13 protein-coding genes and 1 pseudogene are annotated in these 13,102 nt (G+C 34.3%); 7 read left to right on the top strand and 7 right to left on the bottom strand.

The window, feature by feature from the left end; genetic code table 11:
• Positions 1-637 precede the first annotated feature (637 nt).
• From V7024_RS19725 to V7024_RS19715, 3 genes are all read left to right on the top strand, one after another.
• Complete coding sequence (locus tag V7024_RS19725; RefSeq protein ID WP_335523009.1) at positions 638-1,591, top strand: tyrosine-type recombinase/integrase; 954 nt, start codon at positions 638-640, stop codon at positions 1,589-1,591.
• Positions 1,592-1,841: 250 nt separating this feature from the next.
• Entirely contained in the window at positions 1,842-3,008 is a 1,167-nt protein-coding gene (locus tag V7024_RS19720; protein ID WP_335523006.1) for a ParM/StbA family protein, read from the top strand.
• Between the two features lie 27 nt (positions 3,009-3,035).
• Positions 3,036-3,455 (top strand): hypothetical protein, encoded by a 420-nt coding sequence (locus V7024_RS19715; RefSeq protein ID WP_335523004.1) that lies wholly within the window; start codon positions 3,036-3,038, stop codon positions 3,453-3,455.
• A gap of 51 nt (positions 3,456-3,506) precedes the next feature.
• Here V7024_RS19715 and V7024_RS19710 read toward each other — a convergent pair whose 3' ends face one another.
• Both V7024_RS19710 and V7024_RS19705 read right to left on the bottom strand, forming a co-directional pair.
• Entirely contained in the window at positions 3,507-4,091 is a 585-nt protein-coding gene (locus tag V7024_RS19710) for a hypothetical protein (protein WP_335523002.1), read from the bottom strand.
• 270 nt (positions 4,092-4,361) lie between these two features.
• Positions 4,362-4,832: an endonuclease domain-containing protein gene (locus V7024_RS19705; protein ID WP_335522998.1), complete on the bottom strand. Its 471-nt coding sequence runs from the start codon at positions 4,830-4,832 to the stop codon at positions 4,362-4,364.
• A 431-nt stretch (positions 4,833-5,263) separates the two neighbouring features.
• On the opposite strand from V7024_RS19705, the gene V7024_RS19700 reads away from it, so the two are divergent.
• The gene (locus tag V7024_RS19700) at positions 5,264-5,488 is read left to right on the top strand and encodes a helix-turn-helix domain-containing protein (RefSeq protein ID WP_335522995.1); all 225 of its coding nucleotides are present in this window, start codon (positions 5,264-5,266) and stop codon (positions 5,486-5,488) included.
• 64 nt (positions 5,489-5,552) lie between these two features.
• Here the strand turns inward: V7024_RS19700 and V7024_RS19695 are convergent, their stop codons facing one another.
• From V7024_RS19695 to V7024_RS19680, 4 genes are all read right to left on the bottom strand, one after another.
• Entirely contained in the window at positions 5,553-8,111 is a 2,559-nt protein-coding gene (locus V7024_RS19695; RefSeq protein WP_335522992.1) for an ATP-binding protein, read from the bottom strand.
• A gap of 2 nt (positions 8,112-8,113) precedes the next feature.
• Positions 8,114-8,467, bottom strand: coding sequence for a hypothetical protein (locus V7024_RS19690; RefSeq protein ID WP_335522989.1), 354 nt, complete (start codon positions 8,465-8,467; stop codon positions 8,114-8,116).
• A gap of 13 nt (positions 8,468-8,480) precedes the next feature.
• A complete protein-coding gene (locus tag V7024_RS19685) occupies positions 8,481-8,843 on the bottom strand; it encodes a glycosyltransferase (protein WP_335522987.1) in 363 nt (120 codons plus the stop codon).
• Between the two features lie 119 nt (positions 8,844-8,962).
• Positions 8,963-9,295, bottom strand: a complete 333-nt coding sequence (locus V7024_RS19680) for a hypothetical protein (protein WP_335522985.1) — start codon at positions 9,293-9,295, stop codon at positions 8,963-8,965.
• Between the two features lie 397 nt (positions 9,296-9,692).
• Here V7024_RS19680 and V7024_RS19675 point away from each other — a divergent pair, with 397 nt between their 5' ends.
• The 3 genes and pseudogenes from V7024_RS19675 to V7024_RS19665 all read left to right on the top strand — a co-directional run.
• Complete coding sequence (locus V7024_RS19675; protein WP_335522983.1) at positions 9,693-10,778, top strand: hypothetical protein; 1,086 nt, start codon at positions 9,693-9,695, stop codon at positions 10,776-10,778.
• A 91-nt stretch (positions 10,779-10,869) separates the two neighbouring features.
• On the top strand, positions 10,870-11,055 hold the full coding sequence (gene hfq / locus V7024_RS19670; protein WP_335522980.1) for an RNA chaperone Hfq: 186 nt from the start codon (positions 10,870-10,872) through the stop codon (positions 11,053-11,055).
• A gap of 517 nt (positions 11,056-11,572) precedes the next feature.
• Positions 11,573-11,680 (top strand): annotated as a pseudogene (locus V7024_RS19665) (IS6 family transposase); the annotation flags it as partial.
• 69 nt (positions 11,681-11,749) lie between these two features.
• Here V7024_RS19665 and V7024_RS19660 read toward each other — a convergent pair.
• On the bottom strand, positions 11,750-12,961 hold the full coding sequence (locus tag V7024_RS19660) for a replication initiation protein (RefSeq protein ID WP_335522977.1): 1,212 nt from the start codon (positions 12,959-12,961) through the stop codon (positions 11,750-11,752).
• Positions 12,962-13,102 lie beyond the last annotated feature (141 nt).

Raw genomic sequence — 13,102 nt, 5'->3', positions numbered from 1 at the left:
CGTACAGTAAAAGGGGTTAGTTGTGACGAAAATGTGTCTAAACGTACAGAATTCCCGGAATGATATGGTGAGGCCTATAAGAAAGCTACCTATTTAAGCGGATTTCATGATGAAAAAACAATGAAATATTGATGAATATTCTATGAAATAGTCATGTATGCGGTCATCAATTTTTCATTAGATGATAGATGCGCTCAAATATTAATAGAACTACTTGCATCATTTTATTCAAATATAAAGGGAGAAGACACTACTCTCCTGTTAAGGGTATCTTGATTCGACTAGAATCAAATACCGTTGACAGGCGGAGCTTTAGAAAACTACATAAACGGGGGCGGCGGCTTCCCCAATCTTCGTCATTCTCTATCTTGTTACTTTCCTCTATTGTTCGCTTTTCACATCTGTCCCATGCTGCATACATCTTCGCTTCTTACTCTTACTCCTGTCTAGCAAGGCGTTCCCCTTCTTCGCATTCAACCTCCTCTCCCTCTTACGAATTCCTACGAACATTAACCATAGCGACAGCTGTAAGTGCCTCGTCAAAAAACAGCAAAGATCAGAATCCCCTATTGCCTGTTTGTTTGTCTGTTCGATATAATTGCGGTACACAATTTTTAGGAAAAAGGAGTATATAACCATGAACTGGGATTCCACTGTTGATATTTTTCTTACTGCTTTATTAAAGCGCGGTCGTAAACCCTCCACTCTTAAACAGTATCGGTATGATTTAACTCTTTTTACTTCTTGGCTCCAAAAACGGTTCAAGTCGCCTCCAAAAGACGTTTTCCTTTCTTTTGATACAAATATATTAGATCGTTATTTAGAATCACTTAGAAAGGAACGTGGTGCGTCTATTTCTAATGTAAAGCGTGTACGAGGCATTCTTATTAATTTCTTGCAATTCCATGGGGCTGCAGACAGCCTCAAAAGCGACGTCACACCGGCTGGACTTACCTCTAAACACTTTGCATCTGACGAAGAAGTTACGAAGCTATTACGTGTTATGCAAAGTTATGACGGGTTAACTGCGTACCAGGCTTCTGGGAGGAAGTTTATTTTGGATCGCAACTTATTGTTAGTACATTTCATGTTGAATTACGGGCTATCCATCCAGGACATTATCACGCTTTCTATGCACGACATTCATTTCGGAAAGAACACAATCACGCCTGGTGGACTACATGCTTATAAACGCTCTATTACCCTTTCTAAGGATGACATGCAGCTCGTTTTTTCATATTACAATACGATTCCGGAATTGCTACAGCCGCGCCAACAGACCGGAGATTCCTTCTTCGTCGCATTTGACTTCGGTCCGCAGACGTTTCGCTGGGATTATGAGAAAGATCAACCTGCGGCATTAACCCGGATCGCCGTACAGCGAATGCTACAAAAAGAAATCAAACGAGCTGATATTCATGTAACTCCTACTATGCTACGAAATCGCTTTATTTTAAATGCATTACAAAACGGTATGAAACCAATTGAAATTAAAGCGTTCTTAGGCTTAAAAAGCGTTGAGGCATTGCATAGATACGTTCAATTTTGGAATGAACTACAAAACAAAAAGAACAGAATAACGCCAGAATAGCCTTATTACCTGAATTCTAGGGCTTTTTTAGAGTTACGAAGCAACGTTTCTTATTTAAATTTTAAAAATGTTAACTTGCAAATATAAAGTTAACATTTTGTTTTAATTAAACAATAAAACTTGAAAAACTTAATATTTTATAAGGTTTTATTACAAATATTTTTTGTTAACTTTTTAAAATAAAACACTTCAAATTTAAGTATATTCGTGTTATATTGTTAACAAATAAGACCGAAGGAGTGAATAGATAATGAAAATTTCAATGATGAATAAGGATTCTGGTAACTCTCTTGATATGAATTTAATTGATGGTTATTACGTTGAGATCCCTACAAACGTTGTAGAAATCAGCCAAGAAGAAGCTGATTCCCATTTTGTTGCAACTATTAACAACCCTAAAGAGTTAATTTCCCGTCTGTTAATTTCAACAACAATCCCTGGTGAAGATAAAGAAAGATATTTCCTGGTAGGTGACGAAGCTGCTAAACACGCATTAGCAAACAATCATGTTAATAAACTTCATGATAAAATCACAAGTCACATCCCGTACGTTATGTTCTTATCAGCTGTTTCTTTTTACCACGCAATTAATGAACAACGTGCATCAGATGATGACACAGTAGAAATTGAATACTTCCAGACAATGCTACCTATATGGTTATTAAAGCGTACAGCAAAATTTAGTGAAGCTCAGAGCGCAATGTCTGATCGATTCGCTGGAGACCACCAAGTTACTATTCATACTCCTGGAATGGAGCGAACATTAAGTATTAATGTAGTGAGGTCTGCTTGCCGAATCGAGGGTGAAATAGCACGTTTAGGTATCAAGAAAACCTTTGAATTGGAAGATCGTGAAGAGGCAAGTCAATTTGATAATAATGATACGGTGTTAGTGGATATTGGTGGTGGAACTATTGATTTAGTTTTATCGCCAGCAGGCTTAAAACCGCCTAAAAACCGTGATTCCATGCAACCAATCGATAAATTGGCTTATCTGTCTCATATTGAAAAGCTAAGAAAAGAAAAGTTTTTGGAATACTTCTCTGATTTACGTTCGTTTGAATCGTTCATCGTGAATAACTTCCAAAAGCCTAAAATGGAACTAGTGGATGGGAATACTGGAAAACGTGTAGATCTTACAGATAAAATCCAATCTTCTCTGAAAGAATTTGCGAAGTTTTTAATTCTAAAAATTCAAGATGTCATGCCAGCACCAGCTGATAAAGTTTATAAATATGTTTATTTTGGTGGTGTAGCTCCAATTTTAGAAACTGCAATTCATGAAGTAATAGAGGAAATGTACGGAGCGGAAATTTCCCAAGCAAATCATATTTTCATGCCAGATTCCCGTAAATTAAATTTATATGGTCTTGAAGTGAAAAGTCGCAGTGAAATGCTACAAAAAGCTGAAAAATAAGCATAGACAGAAAGGAGGAGCCGCGTCATGGGGCGTACCAAGAAAATAGAAAAGCAAACAGTTTTTGGACTTCGTACCGATCATATGAGCACAGAAGTGTATAACCATCTTGAAAAAAAGGCTCGTTCTAAAAAACTTGCATCTTATATTATCCAATTAGTTGAACAAGACCTAACAAAACAAGAGGATTTTAACGCAAAAGATGAACTCGTCGAGCTTGCGAAGAACCAAAAACAAATGATGAATGCAATCGAACAACTTACACATAAAATTTCAACTCTCCAGGTGGCTCCAGTATCAACTGTTCTTATGCCGAATGAAGAAAATACAAAACCTTCTCTTGAAGAGGATTTATTAAAAGATGTAGGTCAAATGGGACAATTAATAACAAGTACCACCGTCACTGGATCATTAGATGAAGAAGATCTTGAGGATTCCGATTATTAGAAAACGAAAAGAGTTGCTCAAAGCAAGAGCAACTCTTTTTATTATACTGACTTAAAATATTCCGAATAACTTTTTTCTTTTAGGTTCTTGATTGGAAGTATCAGCTTTATTGTTAATTTTTTTTAATTCTTCCATAATAAGATCCAATTTCTTTTCTAATTCCTGATTTTTTTTACGCTCTGTTTCGAGTTCTTCTCTAAAAAGTTGATTACTTTGACGTTCAATTTTAAGTTCTTTTTGAAAACTTATAAATTCAGCCTTTATTTCTTCAAGAAAAGTTCGGATTTCTTGTGATACAACCTGTATCTCATGTCGCTCTTCTTCACCATAAACCCTTGTTGCTGCAACTTCCGTTGGCGCTACACCTTGTGTCGCACGATTATGCTGTGTCATCAGCACAGCAACAGCATGACTAAGCGAAACTTTAGTTTTTTCTCTGATTTCCTTTAATGTATTAAATGCAGTTACATCATTAGCGCAATACAGTCTTGTATCACCATCTTTATTAAACTTATATCCCTGTTTTTCTAATTCTTGGCTATATTTCCTTATTGTACTTTCCGCTAAATTAGTGGATCGTGAGACATCTATCGTCTTTAAATGTACTTCACTTACAACATCCTCCGTTTTCTCCACATAATCACCTCCGCTATAAGGTTGCCACACTTTCAATATAGTAATATTGTACTAATTCCTTTGAAAAATTTATATAGAGTTTGTATTTTTTTAGTCATATTCACATACTATGCAACGATTTTCTTACGAATGTTTATATAAAATCGTTGCATAGTATGTATACCAGATTCTCAAAAACTCATAGCATCCACTCAAGAACAAAAAAAACAGGACTCTGGTCAAAACTCTTTACTAAAAATAAGGACGTATGATGGAATGCATCATACATCCTTATTTTTGTTCTGATAAAACGAATGCAGCGTCTTTAGATGGATATATTCCCTGCTCATTTAATGTTGCTTCTAATAACAATATTTGCTTTTGGAAGTCCTCTTTTAAAGCAATGTCTGTAATTCGAATCACTTTCCAGCCATTCGTTTTCATGTATTTATCACGCTTTCTGTCTCGTTTGAACCCTTCTGGTGTTCGATGAAATGGTCCATCAACTTCTACATCAAATTTTATACCAGTTGGTGAAAATAACGCAAAATCCAATTTATATCGTGTATTCTGTACTTTATGTTGCACAACGGGATGATAGCCTTTGTAACATAATGCATCATATACCTTTCTTTCTAATTTATTACTGCATTTTCTTCGCTGTGTATCATGATCTGGATTGTAAGTAGTCGGAGATGCTGTAATTTGTGAGAGAAAGGAAAACACTACTCCACATCCTAAAACAACTAACAGGCCTATCATATTCTATCACTCCATCTCTGCTTGTTTAAATTATCTAACTCGAAATATAATGGCCCTTATCCATTGTTTTTATACAACACGTTTTCTCCTTCTTTTCAGAAATTATGTATGAAAGCAACAACAAAAAAACATTGCTGATTTTTTGCAATGTTTCTTTCTAAATCGACTATTAAACTCATAAAACCTCAATCTTTTTATGAAACTCGTGATGCAACACTTGTCACTATACATGACCTTATCAACAAGTGTTGCAATGTATATGTATGTCATATTCCACAAAAAAATTACAAAAACCTCTTAAGCTCCTTATCTATTTTAAATATATGCACCATTAAGAAGACGTATGCACCATTTGTGGTAAAAAGGTATAAACCAGATTAAAAGTGTCCAAAATAATAGCTAAATAGAGACGGAGAAAGGAAGGCACTTTTATGAAAGGAAAACGTAAAAACCGCACCAAATTAGGAAAGTGGTTGGATCAGCATGGAATAGAACAACAAGAATTAGAACAAGAAACTGGAGTTAGTCGCAATACAATTTCTAGACTATGTAATAATAAAGCTCATATCCCAAGTTTCCCTGTTGTTCAAAAGATTATCCGAGCAGTAAGAAAAATTGAAAGGAACGCTAAAATAACCGACTTTTGGGATATGTAAAAAGCACAAGAAGTCATTTTCTTGTGCTTTGATAATCCTATTTCATTTTTTGTTTAGGACTAATTCATCCATATTGTTCTTGCAAATCAGTCCAAGGACGTCCATACATACGAGAATGTCTTTTTGTAAGAAAGCTATTATCATATTGTTGTTTTATTGGTGGTGCCATTTTGCAAATAAATGCCGGCTGCACTTCTCCACCAGCTCTTACGCTTATAATCGCATGATATGCAGGAATTTTATATGCTTGCTCTAATGATATTGTTTCCTCAAATCGATGTTTAGACAATTCAAATGTCCTTGTGTGATCATTCATAAATAAGAATTGTTGTACGCCACCACCTTGTAAATTTTCTTGTAAAGAGGTTTGCAGTTTGTTCCAGTGATGGAATGCATATATACTTCCTAAGCGTTCTTTACGTCCTTCTGTTCCAATACGGCCCATTAATTTTGTTAGTCCTTCACTTTCATATTGCTCTGGTTCATTAAAAACGATGAATGCCCCATTTTCTTGCTCTTCTTTACTCATTAAAAGCCTTGTCATGAAAGCTTTAAGTGTGATCCAATGAACTAACGTTTTTACTGCATGTTCTCCCAATCCTCTGGCATTTGGAACCCGTAAAATGATAACTTTCCCTTCTTTCATCCATTTTGCAAAATCCAGGTCCTTTAATGGATCTTGTGCAAAGATATCATATAATCTTTCGTTTCCAAAAAATCGATTTAACCTGGTTATAATGGGATCACATTTATTACCGAGTTGTTCATTATCTCCCCAATGTATTAGCTCGTTTGCAAGACGTAAATTCCCTTCATTTATTAATTCTTGAATACGACTAACTCGAAAATCCTCATCCTCTATAATGCGTTTGATATTAAAAAGACTTCCTTTGCTCGCTTTTGCAGCATCTGTCAGATATTTTTCACTCCTGTTTAATCCGTCAACCTGTAAAAAATCAATCATTTCATCAGCAAATCTGGAAGCCCCATTACGCCCCAATTTGGTAATTACTTCTGTTAAATCTAAGGGAGGTATATAATCCTCATCGTTTAGATCTAAATCAATAATTTTCTCTGGTGGTAATGCATCCCGTATACCATCAGCCATGCCGCGATTCCCTTCCTCTACAATGGCATCTGGTATAATGAAACTAATATTATGTTTTGTATTTCCTTCAACAATGAAATTTTTAATTGCAGTATCCTTCCCAGCTCCTTGACCACCTATAAATACATATCCTCTGTAAAAACTATCTGGATTATCAACGGGCATGTAAATCGATATTTTTTCATCTTTCAATTCCGCATGTCCAAGAAAAATCCCATTACCATCCCGCATAATACTTGGGATTTCAATTTCAACTTTCTTTTTTACACTTAAAGCAGCAGCATATTTTCTTTGCAGCTCCTTAACAGGCATTTGCAAAGCCAATTTGCTCATTTCATCAGTACTGATTAAATTCACATTTGGATCAAATCTGGTCTTTTTTGATAACTCTAATGTATTTAATTCCTTTAAAATTTCTGTCTTACGATACCCAATTTTAATTTTTACACCATGCAGTTCATTTGTTTCGGATAAATCCAACATAGAAAGTACTAACGATTCAGCCATTGTTTCTCTCGTTAGTCGATCATTAGAATGAGAAACTACACGTATTCGACTTTTAAAAACAGGTTGATTGCCTTTTTCATGATTTACGCGATTTGTTCCAACCTCATCAGCAGTCGTATGACCCTTTTTTATCACTTTTTCTTTATCAAATTTTTTATTTGATTTAAAAAAAGCGTTCGAAAACGCCTGGAATGTATCAGTTAATAAGTCGTTAATTTCATTTACAATAGCAGCCATACCAATTTTAGTACCTGTTATAAGCCTTCTACCGCTCATATTAGCTCGTTGTGGTGGTTTTCCTTTCTTTAACTTTTCAAAAGCCCAGGACGCATTTTTAATCCATTTCTGGCGATTCTCAGCTTCGTTGCAAATACTTAATCGGCACATATCACCATCATTGTTTAGTTCATCGATTACACTTAGGATATTAGCAATTGGCGTCTTTGTATCATTGCTGTTCGTGTTCAGCGAAAAGATATCGTGCTTTAAATATCTCATTTCCTGTACTATGGTATTTTCATTTGGAATTTGTATATCAGATATTGAGGCTTCTTTTACAGTAACACTCATTTTGTTTTCTAATTTGCGCTTTAGTTTTAATGCTTGATACTCACTAGTAGCTACATAAAATTCAATCTTTTTTTGACCTTTAATCTGTCTAAATACAACATCGCACCAAAAATAATCCTTCTCACGATAATGCAATTTGAATCCTTTTTTCTCTACACGACTTCCAACACTTTCGTACATTTCATACATTTTATAAATAGCTCGCCACAAACGTTTTGTATTATTTGATACATCCGCATGTGGAATAATCCTATATACAACCATCTTGTTTTTCTCAATTTGTAAAAATTGCTTTAAAGAATAAATTTCCTTTCTTTTAAACCAGGACCTTTTTACCTTTTTAGGTTCATATAATACGGGTAAGTATTCAGTGTTAATTAAAACAGGAAGATTGGGATTTTCCATATCATTAATTATAAAATTTTCTCCCTGTATCATATTTAGACACCTCCAAGGATACAAATTGCGATAATTAATCCTCCTGCAAAATAGGCAAGTGGTTTCATCATGCCACCTTTATTAGTCATTGATCCAATCATAATGAATCCAGCTGTAGTCAATGCACTGTATCCCATAATGTCTGGTAAATTTGTAACAAACCAGTGTCCTAATTGCCCTAATGTATGAATGATGAATTCTCCAACAGGTTTAAAAATCCACTCCATTTCTTTTCCGACAATAGTATCACTAAATTGATTCATTTTATCCATAAAGGTGCCTTCTGTTGCCTTTTCTCCGATATATCCTGTCGCATTGGCCAAAATCATCTTACCGCCTTCCAGTATGAATTTCATGCTGTTTTCCTCCTTAGATTCCTTTTAGAAAATCCCTTATATCGACCGCATGTCTGGCAAGTATGTAACCACAGCATGCACCAATTAATATTTCAATTGCTTTTGTTCGATGTCCTAATGACCAGGCAGCACCCGCAAAAATAATTACTAAAACAACTCCCGCATCGAATCCATTCATAATTGCCTTATGAACATTACCAAACGTTCCATTCACTCCAGCAGCTAATGTTGCTTTTGGAAGTATTAATATTAAGGTACTACCTGTAGCAGCAAACACTTTTTTTAATGCATCTTTCGTATTTTTCACTTTGGGCACTCTTTTTTTGTAACTCTGATCTATAAACGAACGAAAAGGAATTGTTTCTGTCTTTGCCATGTTGCAACACCTCTCGTATATTTTTTGAGAATCTACACATACTACATATAAACCGTTAAAGTAGGAGGTCTAACAATATGCATGTTGCTATTGCTGTGGCTGTTGGTGCAATTATTGGATCAATTGTTAATATTTTTATTGGGTAAAAATACAGGCAGTGGGCCTTGAGAAGGCTGCTGCTTTTTTGTTTGCTGTTTTAAATGCTCAATGCGTTCTGCAGCACTTAATTTCTTTTCTTTTTTAGCTATTTTCTTTTCTTGTTTTATTGTTGAATGTACTTGCACACCCATATCTTCATGTAATAGCTTTTTATTTTTCTCCGGTATATCCTCCCAAATTAATTTCTTTACGTATCCAGAAAAGTTACGACGTTTTACATGCTGTAATATAATACAATCCTTTAAATTTTTTTTATTAAATGCTACAGGTTTATTTAATTTTGATTTCTCCATCATCCCTCATCCTTTCTGTTTTCCGGTAATATCGGTATTACTAAAATGTATTCTTTCCTGTTTGTACGTTATTCACCTTTTTATGCAAAAAAATGAAGTGTTCTGTTTTTAAAACTAAAATTTTTGATATGAGCGGTAATATTACTTATTTCATAAAAAAACTACCTTATTCGGCAGTTTGATAAATTTAGCTATTAGCGCACTTACGCTATTAGCTATATGCAATAGAGATACCGCTTGTGCAGGTACAAAACAAAAAAAAGAATTCCTTTTCAAAATTTACAAGAATAAGAATTTTTAATTTTTATAACTATACAAAATGGTATAATTATAATGCTCCATATAAATCAATAGGATAAATTTATACGGAATTTAAACATGTTAGAGAGGGAACACGATGATCCACATTAAAGTAAAAGGAAAACCTTCGCATATTCGTCATTTAGCACATGATCCAGAATACTTATTTGCAATAGACTTTCATGACCTTACGAAGCAAACAACATATATTGATAAGGAAGAGCGCACAGTCAAAGTGACAGTCCTGATTCGTTCCGAACAATGGAATCACTTATTACAGATGATTTCAGAAGGAGGGGATACATTAGCCGATGCGAATGACATTATGATAGAGGGAAAGATGGACCATACACCAGAAGAAATGTATACGTTCGCTCCCGTCAGTATTATGTATCGTTCACATTTACAAAAAAAGCACGAAGAGCAAAAGTCCAAGGTACGTGAGAAAAAGGAAAAAACAGAAGCATCAAAAAACGAATCCACTGTATCCAAGCGTGTAGAACAACTACATACAAAATACGATGGTGTTTGTCAAAAATGTGGTCAAAGATGTGATAAAAGAGTGGTATCGATTAAAAAGATACAGTCCAAAATGGGAATCGTTTGTCCAGATTGCAAAAATGGAGTCACATTTTCTATTCAAGATGTGAAAAATGAGTTAGAACAAGAACTCCTTTGCCGAAACTTATTTTCTACGAAACAGGAGATTCTATCTTACCTTAAGCAATTTTGTTCTCAATTTGCACTCGTACATCATCAAGACACATATCGCATGTACTGGTCATGGGACAAAAATGAAATATTTGAACAGGTCTATATTTCAAAAGAAGGTACTGTATATAAAGTGAAATCACGTCAAGGACAGGGGTTTATTCCTGCAAAACCTATTCCTCAAATAGCCATCGAGGGGAAGACCTTTCGGATACATCATTCATCGACGGAGATGAAAATGGAACGAATTAGAGCATTAACAGAGGAACAAAAAAAGAGTACATCAGAAGATGAGATTCAAAAACAGATCCGTTATTATGAGGCTAAGAAGGTTTTTTCTGAACAAATCGTTGTGAAACGTGCAGACCATTCTAAACGCTACCAAGTATTAAGCGGATACGCGGCTTATCAAGCTGCCAAGAACTTAAAACCTAAGCATATCTATGTGACAGTTGTCGATGCACTGAAATGAGCTGCTAAGCATTAGAAATGATAGTATAAGAATATTTGTTTTTAGAAATCATGAATAATACCGATAAGGTGAAGGAGTTGGAACCATCTAAATGAGAGACCTTCAAGAAATTTTATACAAACAAGCAATAGAAAAAAAGAAACAAGTTATGATTTTCTTAAAAAATGGCGTTAGACTACCTGGACAAATCATTGCAACGGATAAGTTTACTATTTTGATTGAATCTAACCGGCAGCAGCAACTCATCTATAAACAAGCAATCTCAACAATTGTCTAATTAAAGACCCACTCTTAGTACATATATTTATTGTACAATTGTATTTTGCTGTTATAACATCAAAATAGGCATTGAGTGGTCCAGATTCAATACCTATCTTGATTTTTTATCATCTAAATTACCTGGTAAAACACTCTGCAACATTGTAGAGTGTTTTTACTGTTGTGCTTTAACGAATTTCCCGAAAGAATTCTCCTTCCTCAAGCGTGTGTAGGGCGATAGCCCAACGGTAGGTAGGAGATGAATTTCGGTTTTGCTTAGCCAAAAACCTTTGATAAACTAGACATATGAAGTTCTTTGATAACTTGATATATAAGGTTGCAGGAAGAAAATAGAGTGGGAAAACCAAGCCATTCGGTTCCTGCGTAAAATATCAACCGTAAAAAAGAACGTCCAAGCGTTGGACATCTAGGGGTGGAATAATCCGAAGTAACGCTCAGGGAGACGAAAGGTTACTTTCGTCGTGGAACTGAGAAGCTTCCACTTCAAGCTTTGCTAAGTGGTGAGTAGTTCACATGGCATCGAAGCGATGCATATGATGAAAAAAGGGCAACTTCACCAAAGGGTGAAATCTGCCCAAAATGAAGTTAAATTCATTCATAAATTGTTTGGATTAGCTGTTTAATCTCCCCGTTAACAGGATATTTCCGTTCTATGTTTCTAGTAAAGAATTTTTGCACCAGAACCCAATATTCTATCTTTTTTTTCTTCGATTTATTTTTATACATTCATAAATTTTATCCATAACAAATCCCTCGTGTTCGGTCCAAATCTTTTCGGCTTCATCTAATGTAGCTAAGCCAATTAACTCTTCAATAGCTGTATTTTTGACTAAAAATGTAGCTACAGCGCCTGTAGATGTTGAATATTTTCTAATTACTTTATCTATAATGTTATTAATCTGTAGTAAAGCATTACTATGTAGCTCTTCTTTTGTTTGAATACCTGGATTTAATCTTTCCTTATCCTCCAGTTCTTTTAACCTCGAATTGAGCATAAACTCTACATAACCTATTGGAGAATCTATATCTGTCCGAAAACGTATATCATCAATTATCTCTAGTACAATATCTTCATGCTCTTTCCATTTTTTTAATACTTTCGGAAATACTTTTCCTTTACAGCGTTCCTCAAAACGTTTGACTTTTTGTTCAAATGTATTTAACTGTTGAAATTGATCTAATTTTTCTTCAAAACGAATTAAATCTGAATCTTTATTTTTTTGACTACGTATTATAAATCTAATCTTTTGCACTTTCCTACCTGATTTAATTTCTTCAAATTCAAAAAAAATATCTGTTTTTTGATTCAATTCTTTTTGAGAAGGTTTCAAAACACGTTGCTTAAAGTTTGCATAGTTAGGATATACATCCATTGCATCTAAATAATATCTTAGATTTTCAAGACTAATTGTACGTTCTTTTAAATCTTCGTATTGCTTTAATAATTCATAAATACGTATAGCATATGTACTTTTCAGCTTAACAACATTAGCCAATCTATAACTTGTAAATTTACTACTTAATTCTAATAAAAAGGGCTTTAATAAAGGATCAAATCGCATATCAATTGTTCCTTTATTTCTATTATAAATCGCTGAAGAGAGCCAAGATACTTGTATCAGCTCTTCTCCTACCCTAATTTCAATCACTTTTGATAATAATTCCTTTGTAATTTTACTTAGCTCGGTATATTTAGTAGATCCACTTAAACCAAGTAAATCGTGAAATTGTTTAATTGGAAATGTATATGTTTTAAAATCTCGATCGCTCGGTTCTATATTACTAGCCAAACAAAGTAACATCTTTTGTTCAACTAAATTTAAACGTGAATTTGCTTCAATTAAAGTATTCGATTTCGAAACAATATTGTTATCTTTAACCTGTAAATCTTGGTTTATAGACATACCTACATACGTCCTTTCTTCGCTACCTCTACTGCTACACTAACTATAACAAATATCTTTACTTTGTTATAGTTGATTTCCACAAAACCAATATAAAGAATCTTAAAGAATGTATACTATGTAACCAAATTTGTTATCTTT

It is taken from the genome of Bacillus sp. JJ864 (assembly GCF_036963045.1).
Lineage (GTDB): Bacteria > Bacillota > Bacilli > Bacillales > Bacillaceae_G > Bacillus_A > Bacillus_A pseudomycoides_C.
Note: the sequence above shows the minus strand (reverse complement) of the source record. Positions and strands in the feature narration are given on the sequence as shown.